Source organism: Ensifer aridi, assembly GCF_002078505.1.
Classification (GTDB): domain Bacteria; phylum Pseudomonadota; class Alphaproteobacteria; order Rhizobiales; family Rhizobiaceae; genus Sinorhizobium; species Sinorhizobium aridi.
In genome coordinates, this window is record NZ_LUAV01000032.1 from 351,534 (window position 1) to 367,362 (window position 15,829).

15 protein-coding genes and 2 pseudogenes are annotated in these 15,829 nt (G+C 62.0%); 10 read left to right on the plus strand and 7 right to left on the minus strand.

Annotated features, from left to right (window positions below):
• Positions 1–41: 41 nt before the first annotated feature.
• Positions 42–1,043, plus strand: a complete 1,002-nt coding sequence (locus tag AYK65_RS24040) for a LacI family DNA-binding transcriptional regulator (RefSeq protein WP_026615600.1) — start codon at positions 42–44, stop codon at positions 1,041–1,043.
• Between the two features lie 18 nt (positions 1,044–1,061).
• Here AYK65_RS24040 and AYK65_RS24045 read toward each other — a convergent pair whose 3' ends face one another.
• Positions 1,062–2,216, minus strand: coding sequence for an acyltransferase family protein (locus AYK65_RS24045; RefSeq protein WP_046117334.1), 1,155 nt, complete (start codon positions 2,214–2,216; stop codon positions 1,062–1,064).
• 434 nt (positions 2,217–2,650) lie between these two features.
• On the opposite strand from AYK65_RS24045, the gene AYK65_RS33280 reads away from it, so the two are divergent.
• Complete coding sequence (locus AYK65_RS33280) at positions 2,651–2,881, plus strand: hypothetical protein (protein ID WP_234706585.1); 231 nt, start codon at positions 2,651–2,653, stop codon at positions 2,879–2,881.
• A 29-nt stretch (positions 2,882–2,910) separates the two neighbouring features.
• Here the strand turns inward: AYK65_RS33280 and AYK65_RS33285 are convergent, their stop codons facing one another.
• Positions 2,911–3,138: a hypothetical protein gene (locus AYK65_RS33285; protein ID WP_234706584.1), complete on the minus strand. Its 228-nt coding sequence runs from the start codon at positions 3,136–3,138 to the stop codon at positions 2,911–2,913.
• 803 nt (positions 3,139–3,941) lie between these two features.
• Entirely contained in the window at positions 3,942–5,714 is a 1,773-nt protein-coding gene (locus AYK65_RS24055) for an adenylate/guanylate cyclase domain-containing protein (RefSeq protein WP_046117333.1), read from the minus strand.
• 393 nt (positions 5,715–6,107) lie between these two features.
• Here AYK65_RS24055 and AYK65_RS24060 point away from each other — a divergent pair, with 393 nt between their 5' ends.
• The 6 genes from AYK65_RS24060 (at position 6,108) to AYK65_RS24085 (ending at position 12,950) form a co-directional block, all read left to right on the plus strand.
• Positions 6,108–8,924, plus strand: a complete 2,817-nt coding sequence (locus AYK65_RS24060; RefSeq protein ID WP_081161329.1) for a DNA translocase FtsK — start codon at positions 6,108–6,110, stop codon at positions 8,922–8,924.
• A gap of 381 nt (positions 8,925–9,305) precedes the next feature.
• Positions 9,306–10,058 (plus strand): GntR family transcriptional regulator, encoded by a 753-nt coding sequence (locus AYK65_RS24065; RefSeq protein WP_026616986.1) that lies wholly within the window; start codon positions 9,306–9,308, stop codon positions 10,056–10,058.
• A 5-nt stretch (positions 10,059–10,063) separates the two neighbouring features.
• Entirely contained in the window at positions 10,064–10,849 is a 786-nt protein-coding gene (locus AYK65_RS24070) for a transporter substrate-binding domain-containing protein (RefSeq protein WP_046117331.1), read from the plus strand.
• 70 nt (positions 10,850–10,919) lie between these two features.
• Positions 10,920–11,591: an amino acid ABC transporter permease gene (locus tag AYK65_RS24075; protein ID WP_046117330.1), complete on the plus strand. Its 672-nt coding sequence runs from the start codon at positions 10,920–10,922 to the stop codon at positions 11,589–11,591.
• Positions 11,588–12,247 (plus strand): amino acid ABC transporter permease, encoded by a 660-nt coding sequence (locus AYK65_RS24080; protein ID WP_081161330.1) that lies wholly within the window; start codon positions 11,588–11,590, stop codon positions 12,245–12,247. Before AYK65_RS24075 ends, AYK65_RS24080 begins: the two co-directional genes overlap by 4 nt.
• Positions 12,225–12,950, plus strand: a complete 726-nt coding sequence (locus AYK65_RS24085) for an amino acid ABC transporter ATP-binding protein (protein WP_046117328.1) — start codon at positions 12,225–12,227, stop codon at positions 12,948–12,950. Before AYK65_RS24080 ends, AYK65_RS24085 begins: the two co-directional genes overlap by 23 nt.
• Positions 12,951–12,997: 47 nt before the next feature.
• Here AYK65_RS24085 and AYK65_RS24090 read toward each other — a convergent pair whose 3' ends face one another.
• The 3 genes from AYK65_RS24090 to AYK65_RS24100 form a co-directional block, all read right to left on the minus strand.
• A complete protein-coding gene (locus tag AYK65_RS24090; protein WP_026616991.1) occupies positions 12,998–13,309 on the minus strand; it encodes a cupredoxin domain-containing protein in 312 nt (103 codons plus the stop codon).
• Between the two features lie 7 nt (positions 13,310–13,316).
• The gene (locus tag AYK65_RS24095) at positions 13,317–13,841 is read right to left on the minus strand and encodes a DUF4142 domain-containing protein (protein ID WP_081161389.1); all 525 of its coding nucleotides are present in this window, start codon (positions 13,839–13,841) and stop codon (positions 13,317–13,319) included.
• Between the two features lie 76 nt (positions 13,842–13,917).
• Positions 13,918–14,664, minus strand: a complete 747-nt coding sequence (locus AYK65_RS24100; protein WP_420810265.1) for an RNA polymerase sigma factor — start codon at positions 14,662–14,664, stop codon at positions 13,918–13,920.
• Between the two features lie 376 nt (positions 14,665–15,040).
• Here AYK65_RS24100 and AYK65_RS24110 point away from each other — a divergent pair, with 376 nt between their 5' ends.
• Both AYK65_RS24110 and AYK65_RS24115 read left to right on the plus strand, forming a co-directional pair.
• Positions 15,041–15,325: an acylphosphatase gene (locus tag AYK65_RS24110; RefSeq protein WP_046117325.1), complete on the plus strand. Its 285-nt coding sequence runs from the start codon at positions 15,041–15,043 to the stop codon at positions 15,323–15,325.
• Positions 15,326–15,362: 37 nt separating this feature from the next.
• Positions 15,363–15,591: pseudogene (locus tag AYK65_RS24115) on the plus strand (IclR family transcriptional regulator domain-containing protein); the annotation flags it as partial.
• 36 nt (positions 15,592–15,627) lie between these two features.
• Here the strand turns inward: AYK65_RS24115 and AYK65_RS24120 are convergent.
• Positions 15,628–15,829: pseudogene (locus AYK65_RS24120) on the minus strand (pca operon transcription factor PcaQ); the annotation flags it as partial.

A 15,829-nucleotide genomic window follows, 5' to 3' on the forward strand; every position in this document is an offset into this window, starting at 1 on the left:
CGCGCAGTTGCTGAACTGAAGGCTGAAGAAGGATTGTTCGCGTGAGCAAGGTGACCTTGAAGGATGTCGCGAGGGAAGCCGGCGTCGGCACGGCAACCGTCGAGCGCGTCGTCAACGGCCGCGGCGGCGTGCGCCCGGAAACAGTCGAGAAGGTCTTTCTGGCGGTCACGAAGCTCGACTACCGGCACAGGATGCCGGAAGCGTATCGGGGGCTGATCAGGGTCGAGGTCATCCTGGTTCGGCCCGAAACGAGCTTCTACTCACGCATGAACCACGCCTTCGAGCGGATCGCCGCCCTGCTAGACAAGAGCACCGTCGTTCACCGCACCTTCGCGCGCGAGAACGATCCGGTCGAGTTCGCCCATTACATCGCCAATCCGGCGGTCCGGCGCTCCGCATTGATCGTCGTGGCGCCGGACCACCCGGATGTGGTGACGAGCCTGAGAAAAGTCGCAAGCCACGGCACGCCGGTCGTGCAGATCATGACGCGTCCCGCCCCGGAACTTCCCTATATCGGCATCGACAATTATGCCGCCGGCCGGACTGCCGCCTACTACATGTCGCGCATGCTCAAGGGCCGGCCGGGAACTTTTGTCGCGCTCTGCCACAGCGGCGCATATGAGAACCACAAAGAGCGCATTCGCGGCTTCTCGGACTACCTCGCCGGGCACGATGGCGATCACCTCTTCAGCCAAGTGATGTTCGACTATGACGACGACATCAACTCGATGGAGCTCCTGCGCGACGCGCTCCGCGATGACCCTGCGATCATTGGCCTTTACACCGCAGGCGGCGACAACCGTTCGGTTGCCTCCGTCCTGAAGGACCAGGCGCAGCGCGGGGTCTTCTGGGTCGGTCACGAACTTTCGCAGCAGTCTCGCAATGCTCTCCGAGAGGGCGTGATGTCGATCGTGCTCGATCAGGCGCCGGAGATCCAGGCGCGCCGGTCGGTCGACCTGACGCTTAAGGCCCTTGGTCTCATTGAACTCGAGGTAAGCCCCGAGCCGGTGCGCTTCCTGACGATCACGCCGGAGAATCTCTGAGCTGGCCGCGCGACGAAGTCACGCCTCGACCGGCTGCGCTTTTCTCCTGTCGATCAGACGCTTGGCAAGCCTCTGCCCAGGCTTTTCGACTGCGAAAAAGGTCGCGCAGGCAGCCATGTAGACCAAGGGTACGAGAATTGCGGTGACCACGGCGAAGCGTGCAGGCGGGGTCATCATGTCACCGAAAGCGCTGATGAAATAGGCGGCAAGCGGTTGCAGGAAGATGAGATGCCAGAGATACGCTCCGAATGATAGTTCCCCCAGCCAATGAAAGAATCGATTGCCGAGCGCAGAGGATAGAGCGCTCAGTCCGCCACCCAGTGCGTCGCCGAAGAAGCGGTGATGGAGCAGGACGAAGAAGACGGCGACAAGCATCACCCGCATCAGCGTCTTCATCGCCGTCATGTCGCCGCCGATCGGCAGAAGAACGAGCGCCAGGGCGGCTGCGCCATAGAGGAAAGCCTTCGATCTCTCCTCCTCAAGGCCGAGCGCCAACAGCATTCCGCAAAGGAAAATGTGCATCTTCAGCGGCAGGAAGGCCGGCATCGGAAAGCGTATCCCCAACAGCGCGGTCGTCGCGACGACCGCGCTGGCGATAACGGCCGTTATGAGCGCACCCTTAAGCCGGCCGCTTCTCTTGAACAGAAGCATGACGAAGGGAAAGGCCGCATAGAACTGCATTTCGAGGCCTATGCTCCAGTCCGGCAGGGGAGTTCGGTAGGCATAGTCGGGCGAGAGGCCGAAAAGAAAGCTCAAATGCATCAGCCCGTTCGTCAGTCCGTTGTCGAGGTAGCGTGCGGGCGATTGCGGCGTTCTATCGAGGAAGGCGTCGATCACCATTCGCGATTCGAACAGCCATGGGCCGAGCATGAAGGCGACGGCCAGAAGAAGATAGTAGAGCGGCGCGATCCTGAGAAATCGCCGGACCCAGAAATTGCGCCAGGTCGAGGTCAGTTCCCAAGGTTCCTTGGCGGCGCGCAGCCGATAGTGGAACACCATCAGGAAGCCGGAAAGCATGATGAAGAGATCGACACCGAGATCAGGTTCCGACAACACCGGCAGCCGCCAGCCCGTCAGCAACAGGCCATGACCGATCATCACCCAGAGGGATGCCAGACCACGAAGCCCGTCCAAACAATCGATCCGGCTTCCGCGGGAAGTGTGCTCAGCCATCAGCAATCACTCCTTGTTAGCAGCCAAGGGTGACTGCCTTCGTGTTATGTTGCGACGCACAAGGGACCCTTAGAGGCTGACTAAGGCGAGAGTAAGTAACCTGCGGCACATGGGAAACGCGAGGCTGGTGGAACCGGCGGGATCCGCGGGCGTGGAGCGGCTGCAGCGCCGGGGCTGCGGCCAGCACCCTCTTACAATTGTGGATTACGTCACAATCATTGCTTGTGAGGCCGAAAACAGGAGAGTATCCCTCAACTTGGATCTAGCACCGCAGAGCGGGGACAGGAGCCGAGTACGAGTGCAAGCGAGAACGATTTTACCAAGGGAAATCCATGCGCCCAAGGCGCCTCACCTTCACTCTAGTCGCTACGCTGCTGGCAGGAGCGGCCCAAGCAGCCGAGTGCCCGACTGCAGCCACTGCCGAAAAGGGTTTCATGCTGCTGCAGGTCGATACACAAAGCGAGTTCCGCAAGCACTATGGACCGATCGTCAAGATCACAAACAGATATGGTTCACCCGCCGGACAAACGGTGTTTTCGTATCGAGGGCTTATCGATTTGTCGCGCATGGGCGCAGGTTCGCAACAGGCGCTCTATGCCTTGTCCGATCTTAAGAATCTTTTTCCCCTCAAGAAGGGTGCACGGCAATCTCGTTCGTCCCTCTAAATCCTGACGAGCCGGCCAATACGCAATGGTCATTCGAGCTTGACGTAACGGGACAGGAAACCTTCAAGCTGGAGAATTGCAAGTACAAGGTCTGGAAGGTTCGGCAGACGACCAAGAAGGGTGACGAGCAGGTGGACGTGTGGAGCGCACTCTATTCGCCCGATCTCGAGGCGACGCTCGCCAAGATCTACGACGAAGGCACCGCCAACGAATACATCGTTCGCTACGAACGCATCCGAAGACTTCAGCAGCGCCACGTCACGTCAACCGCTGCAAGGGCACGAAGTTCTCACCAACCCAAGTGGACGAAAAGACCATGCGGCTTTGTCTTGGTCTTTCAATCGGGCTATGGTCCCTCGCCACGCCTGCATTTGCAGAAGATCTGGGGTGTAAACCCATTCACACGCTCATCCGCAACCTGAACGCCGTCAAGCAAGCACGGCTCATCAACCATTGGACCAATGACGGCTTCAACAATTTTGGAACCCAGGAGGTCATCCTCGTCGATTGGTCGGCATGCTCTCGTTGGAAGGAAGGCCCGTGGAGCGTTAACAAGCGTGAGCTCACACCGGATGCTGTGTCGAATTGCCATAAGCTTCGTGATGAGATTGTGAACGGTGTTTCGACGTTGCTCTATATCTATGATCTACACGATTACGGTTCCTTCCGGTCCAATCGCAGTTCATTACGGTGGATCCGAAGAACTTCGAGGAACGTTTCACGACTTAGTCGTTCGGGACGGACATCCGCACGCCGATGTGAGCAATGCGCGGCCGGGACAACTGTCCCCCTGCCTCTGATCTGAGTCCTGACCGTCATCAAGTGCCTGTTCGCCGGCGGCCGCGTGACGTTTGCCGCGCCACCGCTCGCTTTAAGGCCATCCGTACTCCCCCGGACAAATTTCTCGACTGTTTGACGCAAACCCGGCGGATTTCGATGATCCGCGTCCGGGGCGCCGGTCACGGAGACGTCGTCGGCCTACGCTATGCGGGGCGCCGCGTCGGCCCAGTTCGGCGTCGTCGGCCGGACGGAGCCACTGATCGAACAGGCCCGCAGCGCGCTACTGCGCTGCGACGTCGGACGCTGCCGGCGAGCCCTCACCTGCTCCCGCTTTGACGAGCCCCTCGCGGAGGTGCTGGACGTCGGATTCCTGAGCGTAGTGCAGCGTGGCGAGGAAGGATTCGATGCCGAATTCAGGGGCGAGCGCTCTCACCTTGTTCATATGTGCAGAAGCAGCAATGACGTCACCAAGCCAGCCGTAGCAGGCGGCGACAAATGCGTGCTGGACGTGGTCCATGGCCGTCAGGTGCATGAATGCCTCGATCGCCTCACCGTATTGCCGTGCGGCGAAATGCGCCTTTCCGAGATGGCTCCAGAATCGTTCGGGGTGATGGGGATTGAGCCGCATCGCCTTACGAATCCACTCGATCCCCTCTTCCGGCCGCCCAAGCCACGTCAGAAGCTCGCCCTGCTGAACCACGACCAAGTCGTAATTCGGGTTCAGGGCAAGGGCACGCTCCTGGTGATAACGTGCCGTCGTTAGCGCATTGTTGTTCACGTGCACCGCGGCGAGGATGCGATGCACGTCGGCATCGTTGTCGTCGAGCGCCAGCGCTCGCTCCAACTCGGCAAGGATTTCGGCCCAGACGGCGTCCTTGTCCGCACACCAGCCGTGGACCCACGCTTGCCCGAGGATGCAGGCCCGCCAGGCATGGGCATGCGCATAGGCGGGGTCGAGCGCGACCGCCCTGCCTATCAGGAACTGGGCCTGCTCATTATCCGCAACGGTGCTGCGGTGGTGCAGCACCTTGGCTGCAAGGGCGCACTCGTATGCGGCCATATTTGCCGGTTTCGTTCGGCCGAGATGATCTCGCTGGGCCGCTTCGACGCGCCCCGGGAGAGTGGCCGCTATCGCCGCCGTCACTTCGTCCTGGATGGCGAAAATATCGTCCAATCGCCGGTCGAATTTGTCGGCCCAGACATGAGCATCGTTGACCGCGTCGATGAGCTGGACCGTCACGCGGACTCGGTCGCCGCTCTTTCGGACGCTGCCCTCAACCAGGTACTGAGCGCCGAGCTTCTCGGCCACTTCACGTACGTTCACGGGCCGGTTCTTGTAGACGAAACTGGAGTTGCGGGAGATGACGAAGAGCTCGTGACGACGGGACAGCTCGGTGATGATGTCTTCGGTCAGACCATCCGCGAAAAACTCCTGGTCGGGATCGCCGCTCATGTTGTTGAACGGCAGCACCACGATCGATGGTTTGGAGACGGACCGCTTCGCGTCCGTCTCTTCTGTTGAAGGCGGCAGGACGGAGCCCTCGATCCCGACGCGAAAAAGATGCACAGGACGGCTGATGTTCTTCAGCGTCTTTTCGCCCAAGTCCTCGATGAAGACTTCGAGACGGTCGGCAATTTGCGTCGCCACGGCAGCCGTGACGCAGATACCGCCCACGTCGGCCAATTGCTCTATGCGAGCGGCGATATTCACGCCGTCGCCAAAGATGTCGTCGTCGTCAAAGATGATGTCGCCGAGATTGATGCCGATCCTGAATTCGATCCGCCGATCCTGAGGCACATCCGCATTGCGCCGCTTCATACGCTGCTGAATTTCCACAGCGCACTTCACCGCGTCGGTCACGCTCTGGAACTCAACAAGCATGCCGTCGCCCGTAGTCTTGATGATCCGGCCCTTGTTTTTTGCGATGGCGGGATCGATCAATTCTATTCGATGCGTTCTGAGGCGGGCGATGGTGCCTGCTTCGTCGGCCTCCATCAACCGACTATAGCCTGCCATATCGGCCGCCAAGACTGCGGCTAGTCTCTGTTCCATTGACTTACCAACAAAGGTATCGCTTCTTCGAGAGTGCGAGATCCAACGGCCCAGACCAACTTTATCGCACACCAATGCAATCGCCTATCTAAATTAGCATTCTCTTCCTAAAGAGGCGCGACGCTGCACGATCGAGAGAGGCGGGCGCGCAGTCCCGGCGAGCGGGGGGATTCGCGACATTTTTCGTCGTCTGAAACAGAATTTGAACGGCGCCGAAATGCGCGAGCGGGAGCCCCGAAAGCCTTGAATGTCCGGGCCGGAATGTCCCTCGGAAGGGCTCTCCGGCAGTCCCCGACCACCATCCGGCGAGGCGCCCGGAAGGGAGTTGTTAACCTTCATTTCCTATTCGCTAGAGACAGCCCCCTTCGATGATGAATTTCGAGTTTCAAGGCCATGCGTATTCCCCGGACAAATTTCTCGACGGCAGTTTTGCATGAGGCAAACCAAGCGGATGACTTCGAGGATCCGCATCCGGTTACGCCGGCCGCCGCGCATGCTCAGGCGAGGAATGCTGCCGCTCACGACCACCTGTTCGAGGCGCCGGAAGCGCCGCGGCGAGCCGCCGTCCCACAGGCCGATGATGTGGGCTATGTGGGACGCGCCGCCCGCCTTTACGGCCACGGCTCGGCCTATGCGCCGGCGCAAGTCGTTGCGTCCACGCGCGATCCGCTTCCGACCCTTGCCGAGATCACTGGCCAAGGCGACGGACCGAGCTGGGAGAGCCACTTCTTCCTGTCGCCCAATGTCCGCTTCACCCGCACGCCCGAACGAGAGTTCATGAAGCGCCGTGCGCCTTCTGTCGACGAGAACGAGGCGGAGCGCGAGGAGATGGAAGCTCCCGCCGAGGAGACGGTCGAGCCGATCGTAGCCGAAGCGGCTCCGACCGAAGCGGCGCCTGTTGTCGAGCAGGAAGTCCCGTCCTACAGCCCCTCCGAGCTCCTGCGGCTCTTGATGCAGCAGCTCCCGAGCTGGAGTGCTGCACAAAGCCGCGATCCCAATTCCGAGCCCGCCGTTGCATCCGCGCCGATCGTATTGAAGGACGAGCCGGTCATCGGGCCGCCCCCGGCGCCCATCGTGGACGGCGAGGCGGTCGCGCAGCTGCTGCCGGAGGTCTTGGCCACCACCGCCGATGCCGTTTCCGATATCGGTGCAGACGCCCGTCTCTCTTACCTTTCCGACTACGCCTTCTTCGAATTCATGCCGCTCGACGCGGCCACTCCTCCAGCGCCTGCTGCCCCGCCCGCGGCGTCCGAGAACGGCATGCCCGCTACGGCTTCCGTGAAAGCCCCGGCGCCGGTCGCGTCCCCGCCGAAACCCGTCGCTCAGAAGCCGATCGAAATCCCCGCGTTGCCGCCGACGGCGATCACATCGCTGTTCCGAGTGGTCGAATGCCGCCGCGCCGCGCCGGCCGCCGTCGCGCCTGCTGCCGCGCGGTCGCAAGAGCCTGCTGCCGGCCCCGTAGTCGCAGACGCCGTTGCGCCTATGGAGGCGTCGGCTGCGATGGCGGTCGAGCCTGTTCAGCCCGTTGTCGCGCCCGCAAATGAGCGGGCTCCCGAAGCGCCGGTGACGAAGGCAGCGATCACCATGCCCGCCATCGTCCAACGCTCCGCCTCGGCTCTCCCGCCCATCGGAACGACCGAGAAGCGGCAGCCGGCCGACACCTACGAGTTCCCTGCCAAGGAGCTCTTGCAGGAGCCGCCACAGGGCCAGGGCTTCTTCATGACGCAGGAGCAGCTCGAGCAGAATGCCGGGCTTCTCGAAAGCGTGCTTGAAGATTTCGGCATCAAGGGCGAGATCATCCATGTCCGCCCCGGCCCGGTCGTGACGCTCTACGAATTCGAGCCGGCCCCCGGCGTCAAATCCTCCCGCGTCATCGGTCTTGCCGACGACATCGCCCGGTCGATGTCGGCGCTTTCTGCCCGCGTCGCGGTCGTCCCCGGCCGCAACGTCATCGGCATCGAGCTGCCGAACGCGACCCGCGAAACCGTCTATTTTCGCGAGCTGATCGAATCCGACGATTTCCTGAAGACCGGCTGCAAGCTGGCGCTCTGCCTTGGCAAGACCATCGGCGGGGAGCCGGTGATCGCCGAGCTTGCGAAGATGCCGCATCTGCTCGTCGCCGGCACCACCGGCTCGGGCAAGTCGGTGGCCATCAACACGATGATCCTGTCGCTTCTCTACCGGCTGAAGCCGGAGGAGTGCCGCCTGATCATGGTCGATCCGAAGATGCTCGAACTCTCCGTCTATGACGGCATCCCGCATCTCCTGACGCCGGTGGTCACCGATCCGAAAAAGGCGGTAATGGCGCTCAAATGGGCGGTGCGCGAGATGGAGGACCGCTATCGCAAGATGTCGCGGCTCGGCGTCCGCAATATCGACGGTTACAACCAGCGGGCCGCTGCCGCGCGCGAGAAGAGCGAGCCGATCCTGGCAACGGTGCAGACCGGCTTCGAGAAGGGAACCGGCGAGCCGCTCTTCGAGCAGCAGGAAATGGACCTCTCGCCGATGCCCTATATCGTCGTCATCGTCGATGAGATGGCCGACCTGATGATGGTCGCCGGCAAGGAGATCGAAGGTGCCATCCAACGGCTCGCGCAGATGGCGCGCGCCGCCGGCATCCACCTGATCATGGCGACGCAGCGTCCGTCGGTCGACGTCATCACCGGCACGATCAAGGCGAACTTTCCGACGCGCATCTCCTTCCAGGTGACTTCGAAGATCGACAGCCGCACCATTCTCGGCGAACAGGGCGCCGAGCAGCTTCTCGGTCAGGGCGACATGCTGCACATGGCCGGCGGCGGCCGCATCGCCCGCGTTCATGGTCCCTTCGTCTCCGATCTGGAGGTGGAACACGTCGTCGCGCATCTGAAGACTCAAGGGCGGCCGGAATATCTCGAAACAGTCACGGCGGACGAAGAGGAAGAAGAGGCGGAGGAAGATCAGGGTGCCGTCTTCGACAAGAGCGCGATCGCCGCGGAGGACGGGAACGAGCTCTACGAGCAGGCGGTCAAGGTGGTTCTGCGCGATAAGAAGTGTTCGACCTCCTATATCCAGCGCCGCCTCGGCATCGGCTACAACCGCGCCGCCTCGCTCGTCGAGCGGATGGAGAAGGAAGGCCTCGTCGGCCCGGCCAACCACGTCGGCAAGCGCGAGATCGTCTACGGTAATCGCGATCAGGCGGCGAAGTCCGACGGTGATGATATAGATTGAGTGACGGCCGTTGCGGCGGATGCCGCAACCGCCACCCCCTCTGACCTGCCGGCGATCTCCCCCACAAGAGTGAGATCGACTCGCGGCGCGCTAATCATTCCAACGTAAGCTCGACAATGCAACGCCTCTGATGGGTACCGGGGCTGCCGCCTGTGTTCTCCCTCCTGGTGGGGGAGATGGCCGGCAGGGTAGAGGGGAGTAAAGCACCGCCCACTGCTTGTTTTTGCAGCAACAATCTGGAGCATTACGGCCAAGCCTCCAATCCTGATGAAAAAATAAGCGCATGGCCATTTGATCGCCATTGACACCGGCGGCAGACACGCAAGCTATTGATAAACATCGGGTGGCGATGTTGGCACAAGGCTTGCTTACGCATCTTGTATGCAAGATTTGTCGCCACCAAAAAACGTTCAGACCAGCATCGACGAGGCCGTCGTCTCCGGCATCCTCTCCGCACGCATCCGCCCCGGCACGCGGCTGAGCGAGAACGAGGTCGCGAGCCTCTTCAACGTCTCGCGCACCCGGGTGCGCGAGGCGATGATGCGGCTCGAACAGCGCGGCATCGTCAAGGTGAGCCCCAGGCGCGGCTGGTTCGTGGTGGAGCCGTCGGCCGAGGAGGCGATCAACGTCTATGCCGCCCGTCGTGTGATCGAGGCTGGGCTGATGCGCAGCATGAGCCGCCTGACGGAGGCAGGCCGCGATAAGCTTCATGCGCATCTTGCCGAGGAAAAGACGGCGATCGCGGCGGGCGACCGCCAGCGGCTCACCTGCCTGATGGGCGACTTCCACATCCGCATCGCCGAGCTCTCCGGCAATGCCATCCTGGTCGAGATCCTGCGCGACCTGACAGCGCGCACGATCCTGATCTCGCTCATCTACCAGTCCGAGTTCCACGCCATGCAGTCGCATCTCGGCCATTGCCGCATCGTCGCGGCAATGGAGGAAGGCGACTTCCTGAAGGCGGCGGAGCTCGCGATCGAGCATCTGGACGAGGTGGAAACCGGGCTCGATCTGACGAGACGACCCGATCCGCTCGCCGACCTCCGGCACTCGCTTTCGCTGCCGCCGCAGACGGCGGTACCGTCTTCGAATGCATCCCGCAAACCAAACCATGAAACCAACAGAGGAGAATGACCCCAATGCTTTCGAGAAGACTTTTCGTTGCCATGGCGGCAATGGCCGCCGCGATCGGTTTCGGCTCCGTGGCGCAAGCCGATGCGCTCAGCGACATCACCGCCCGCGGCACGCTGCGCGTCGCCGTACCGCAGGACTTCCCGCCTTTCGGCAGCGTCGGCCCGGACATGGCGCCAGTCGGCTATGATATCGACATGGCAAACCTCATTGCCGAGAAGCTCGGCGTCAAGGTGGAGCTCGTGCCGGTCACCAGCGCCAACCGCATTCCCTATCTGCAGACGAACAAGGTCGACCTCGTCATCTCGAGCCTCGGCAAGAACCCGGACCGGGAAAAGGTCATCGATTTCTCGACCGCCTACGCACCGTTCTACAACGGCGTCTTCGCACCTGCTGAGTTTACGGCAACTAAGCCGGAAGAGCTTGCCGGCAAGACCATCGGGGTCACGCGCGGCGCCGTCGAGGATCTGGAACTGACGAAGGTCGCGCCGGCCGACACCGTCATCAAGCGCTACGAGGACAATAACGGCACGATCTCGGCCTTCCTTTCGGGGCAGGTCGAGGCGGTCGCGACCGGCAACGTCGTCGCCGCTGCGATCCTCGCCAAGAGCCCGCCGAAGCGTCCGGAACTGAAATTCCTCATCAAGAACTCGCCCTGCTACATCGGCCTTTCCAAGGAGCAGCCGGCGCTGCTCGAAAAGGTCAATGACATCATCGCAGCCGCCAAGGCCGATGGCAGCCTGAACGCCATTGCCCAGAAATGGCTCGGCACGGACCTGCCTGCAGAACTCTGATCACCCGGGGATCGGGCCACCTCGTATCGCGGGGTGGCGCCGCCGGTATTTTGCCAACAGGAGTGCGCCATTGAATTACCAATTCGAGTTCGGCTGGCTCTTCGAATACTATCCGCAGATCCTCAAGGGGATCGCCATCACCCTCGAGCTGATCGCGATAGGCGGTGTCGCCGGCATCTCGCTCGGCATCGTCTGCGCCTGGGTCAGGGCGCTCGGGCCAGCCTGGGCGAGGCGGATTGTGGCGGCCTATGTCGAGCTCATCCGCAACACGCCGTTCCTGATCCAGCTCTTCTTCATCTTCTTCGGCCTGCCGTCGCTGGGTCTGCAGCTCAGCGAACTGCAGGCGGCCAATCTCGCCATGGTCGTCAATCTCGGCGCCTATAGCTCAGAGATCATCCGCGCCGGCATCCAGGCAACCCCGAGGGGTCAGTTCGAGGCGGGCGCGAGCCTGGCCATGAGCCCGTTCGAGACCTTCCGCCATGTGGTACTGGTGCCGTCGCTCGAGCGCATCTGGCCGGCCCTGTCCTCGCAGGTGGTCATCGTCATGCTCGGTTCAGCCGTCGTCTCGCAGATCGCCGCCGAGGACCTGACCTTCGCCGCCAATTTCATCCAGTCGCGCACCTTTCGCGCCTTCGAGGCCTATATCGTGTCGACCGCCGTCTATCTCGTATTGGCAATCCTGCTCAGGCAGACGCTGTCGATGGTCGGGGGATTGATCTTTCCTAGGAGAGCAGCGCGATGATCGAGTTCACGATCTGGGATATCCTGCGCAACCTCTTGCTCGCCACCCGCTGGACGATCGTGCTTTCGCTCGTCTCCTTCGCCGGCGGCGGCATGGTCGGCTTGGCCTTGCTCTTCCTCCGCATCAGCAGGCGCAAATGGCTGCGGGGACTTGCGAAATACTATATCGAGCTCTTCCAGGGCACGCCGCTCTTGATGCAGCTCTTCATCGCGTTCTTCGGCCTCGGCCTCTTCGGCATCGACGTTCCGGCCTGGCTTGCGGCGGGGCTGGCGCTCATCTTCTGGACCGCCGCCTTCCTCGGCGAGATCTGGCGCGGCTGCGTCGAGGCGATCGCCAAGGGGCAATGGGAGGCCTCCGCCAGCCTCGGCATAGGCCGGCTGCAGCAGATGCGCTACGTCATCCTGCCGCAGGCGATGCGGATCGCCGTGCCGCCGACAGTCGGCTTCTCGGTACAGGTGATCAAGGGCACGGCGCTGACTTCGATCATCGGCTTCGTCGAACTTTCGAAGGCCGGCACGGTCGTCACCAACGCCACCTTCCAGCCCTTCACCGTCTACGGTCTCGTGGCGCTTATCTACTTCGCGCTCTGCTGGCCGCTCTCGAAGAGCAGCCAGATCCTCGAAAGGAAACTCAATGTCGCTCATCGAAATCACTGACGTCCGCAAGAGCTACGGGACGAACGAGGTCTTGAAGGGCATCAATCTCGACGTCGAGCCGGGCGAGGTGATCGCCATCATCGGCAAGAGCGGTTCGGGGAAATCGACGCTCTTGCGCTGCATCAACGGCCTCGAAACGATCAGCCAGGGATCGATCTCGGTCGCGGGCGCCCAGCTCATGAACGACGAAGTGCATCTGAAGGCACTGAGGCTGAAGGTCGGGATGATCTTCCAGCAGTTCAACCTCTTTCCGCACCTGACCGTCGGCGGCAACGTGATGCTGTCGCAAATGGTCGTCAAGAAGACGCCGAAGCCGCAAGCGGAGGCGATGGCGCGCAAGATGCTGGAGCGCGTCGGCCTCAGCCAGAAATTCGACGCCTATCCGGACGAGCTCTCCGGCGGCCAGCAGCAGCGCGTCGCGATTGCCCGCGCGCTCGCAATGCAGCCGATCGCGCTTCTCTGCGACGAGATCACCTCGGCGCTCGACCCAGAACTGGTGGCGGAGGTGCTCGCCGTCGTGCGCGAGCTTGCCGCCGAGGGCATGACGCTCTTGATGGTGACGCATGAGATGAAGTTTGCCCGCGACGTCTGCTCCCGCGTCGTCTTCATGCATCAGGGCCGCGTCCACGAGATCGGGAGGCCGGAAGAGGTCTTCGCCAATCCGCAGACGCCGGAGCTAAAGCAGTTCCTTGGTTTGCATTGAGGAAGGGATAGCGGCCGGCGGGAGGAAGTCCGCCGGCTGCTACTGGATCACGGCCGCACGGTGATGCGCCCCTTCATATTGGGATGGTAGCGGCAGATATAATCGAAGCTGCCCGGCTCCTGCAGAAGAAGGCGACCTGACTTCTTCGCCGGGAGGTTCACCTCCCAGCCCCCTTTCACGGTCGCGGTGTGGACGAGCCCGTCCTTGTTGATCCACTGGATCTCATCGCCGACTTTGGCGTCGACTTCCGCTGGCGTGTAGACGAGACGATCGACCATCACCTGGATGGTTTCTGCCTGAGCGGCAACGGCAATGGCGGCCGCTCCAAGCAACGAAGCGAAGAAAACCATAGAACGCATTGCGGGCTCACTTCAGTTCGGCTGCGACACGCTCGGCATGCTGCTGATGGCCTTGGAACAGTTTCAGCCCGGTCTCCAGCAGGCTCTTGAGCTCGGCGTTCTGGGCCGCCGGGATGAGCTGCGTTTCGACCGCGCTGTTGACCTGCTTATGGTAGGCGATCTCGTGGTCGATATAGGCCTTGTCGAACTCGGCGCCGGTAAGCTTGCCCAGTTCCTGCCGCTTTGCCTCGGCCTCCTTCGACAGGGTCTTGCTGGTGTCGTTGTCTTCCGGCGTGACGTTGAGCTTCTTGACGAGATCGAGCGCCTGCTTGTTCACCGCCTCATGGTCGCGCACCATGCTCTCGGCGAATTCGACGATGGTCGGATTCTTGGACGTGGCGATGGCCTGCTTAGCCGCCTCGATGTCGATCACGCCTGCAGTATAGGCGATGTGTGCAATCTGCTGATCGGTCGGTTTGTCGGCGGCGGGCGCCCCGCCGGCTGCGAATAGCAGGGCGATGACCGTGGCAGCGGTTTTCAGTCGGATCGTCATGAGATGTTCCTTTCCTTCGAAGATCAAAGCGTGGATGGACGCACTTTTGATGCTTCGTGGCGAGAAACGTTCCCGACTATCCTCCTGTCCGTCGCGCGAGCCGGGCGAGCACCGCTTCGGTGAGGCGCTGGCACCGTTTGCCCGCGAAGGGGAAGGCGTCGAGCAGGACGGGGCCGATCTGCCGTTCCAATTGCTCTTTGAGGAGGTGCCGCGCCCGGTGCAATCTGGTGCGGACGGTTTCGGCGCGCAGGCCAAGCAGAGTTGCGGTTTCCTCGTTGTTGAGCCCCTCGATGACCCGCAGCACGAACACGGTGCGGTAGGTTTCCGGAAGCTGGTCCGTCGCCTTCTCGACGAGATCGAGGATTTGTCGCTGTGCCATCGTCTTTTCCGGATCGCTGCTGCCTGAATTCAGCGGGAATGTGATGATCTCCGCCTGATGCGACTGCCGCACAGCCTCGGAGAGCTTCATCTGCCGTCGCCTTTTGCGCAGGCGGCCGAGGGATTCGTTGATGACGATGCGGGCGAGCCAGGTCGAGAGCGTGGAGTCGCCGCGAAAATCCTCAAGGCGCGTGAAGGCGCGGACATAGGCCTCCTGCAGCACGTCTTCCGCGTCGCTGTTGTTGCCGACGATGCTCCGGGCGATGCGATAGAGCTTGCGGTTGTGCGCCTGCATGATCGCGCGGAAGCTTTCGAGATGCTCCGATAAGGGCTGATGCTCGAGGAAATCACGGGTTTCTGCGATGGGCATGATCGCCTCCTTTCGCGGATTGGATGCCTCATTTCTCGAAACGTTCCCATGCCGGCTGCCGACACCTGCCGAAATCTTATCGCGTCGCGCCGGGCCGCGGTAGCTTGGCCGTCGATTGCAGATATCTGGCGGGGAGGGGGCGATCGAAAAAGAGAAAGCCCGGCGTGGGAGGAGGTACGCCGGGCTTTCGATCCTGATCGGCAACTGGGAGGAGGAGGGTTGCCGATCCCACGATAGAGCTGGGAGGAGGAGTGCTCTATCGATAAGTCATACAATAATGCTGCAACGCAGCAATTGCAAGCCCAAAAACCAAAAAATTTATTGGGTGGACAAATAACGCGTAATTGCGACGAGGATTGGGCCGCCGCACAGAGGGCGGTGATCTTGCAGCGCGCGCTTGCTTTCATGGTCGTTTGCGCCAGATTCGAGGAAGCGGATATTGGAGACGGCGATGGCGGAGGATCGTAGAGCGGTTTTGGTCCGGATCACCGGAAGAGTGCAGGGCGTGTGCTTCCGCGCCTGGACACGCGACGAGGCCGAACGGCTCGGCCTCGACGGCTGGGTGCGCAATGAAAGCGACGGCTCCGTGACCGCCTTGATCGCCGGAGCGGATAGCGCCGTCAGCACCATGCTGAACCGCCTCTGGAAGGGCCCGCTAGGGGCCTCCGTCTCCAACGTGGCGAGCGAAGAGGCTGCCTCGATTCACGCGCCGGCGGGTTTTCGGATTACGCGTTAGCCCGCGATGGTTTTCGGTCGAGTGGACAAGGCGCTTCCTGATGACGGAACTCCGCCGGGGTCGCGCGCAAGGCTATGCGATCATCGATCAGGAACTCGAGCTCGGGCTTTGCTCGATCGCGGTGCCGCTGATGAACGCGCGCGGCCAGGTGGTTGCGGCGATTAATCGGGGCGCCTGCCGCCCACGTCGCGGCGGCCGAATTGGCGGAGCGCTATCTAGCGTTGCTTGAAGAGACGCAGGCGGCACTGCGGCCGCTGGTGCAGTAGCATTCCGGCTTTTGGTCTGCCGCTTGAACGATTGGCTCAAGACTTGACCATGGCCACTCCAGCCGCCTCGCGGATCGTCTGCATCAGGATCGAGAGCGGCAGCGACGGTATCGTGTCGGTGCGGATGGTGAGGCCGACCGGCCCCTTGGTTTCGCTGGTGTCGATCGGCAGCGTCGCCAGTAGCCCGTCCTCGATGTCGGTGGCGACGACGCCGTTCGAGATGATCCAGATGGCATCG

Excerpts from the sequence above, each read along its gene's own strand:
- AYK65_RS24045 (WP_046117334.1), bottom strand. The coding sequence starts at position 2,216 with ATGGCTGAGCACACTTCCCGCGGAAGCCGGATCGATTGTTTGGACGGG.
- AYK65_RS33280 (WP_234706585.1), top strand. The coding sequence starts at position 2,651 with ATGCTGCTGCAGGTCGATACACAAAGCGAGTTCCGCAAGCACTATGGA.
- AYK65_RS24055 (WP_046117333.1), bottom strand. The coding sequence starts at position 5,714 with ATGGAACAGAGACTAGCCGCAGTCTTGGCGGCCGATATGGCAGGCTAT.
- AYK65_RS24060 (WP_081161329.1), top strand. The coding sequence starts at position 6,108 with ATGCGTATTCCCCGGACAAATTTCTCGACGGCAGTTTTGCATGAGGCA.
- AYK65_RS24065 (WP_026616986.1), top strand. The coding sequence starts at position 9,306 with ATGCAAGATTTGTCGCCACCAAAAAACGTTCAGACCAGCATCGACGAG.
- AYK65_RS24070 (WP_046117331.1), top strand. The coding sequence starts at position 10,064 with ATGCTTTCGAGAAGACTTTTCGTTGCCATGGCGGCAATGGCCGCCGCG.
- AYK65_RS24080 (WP_081161330.1), top strand. The coding sequence starts at position 11,588 with ATGATCGAGTTCACGATCTGGGATATCCTGCGCAACCTCTTGCTCGCC.
- AYK65_RS24085 (WP_046117328.1), top strand. The coding sequence starts at position 12,225 with ATGTCGCTCATCGAAATCACTGACGTCCGCAAGAGCTACGGGACGAAC.
- AYK65_RS24090 (WP_026616991.1), bottom strand. The coding sequence starts at position 13,309 with ATGCGTTCTATGGTTTTCTTCGCTTCGTTGCTTGGAGCGGCCGCCATT.
- AYK65_RS24095 (WP_081161389.1), bottom strand. The coding sequence starts at position 13,841 with ATGACGATCCGACTGAAAACCGCTGCCACGGTCATCGCCCTGCTATTC.
- AYK65_RS24110 (WP_046117325.1), top strand. The coding sequence starts at position 15,041 with ATGGCGGAGGATCGTAGAGCGGTTTTGGTCCGGATCACCGGAAGAGTG.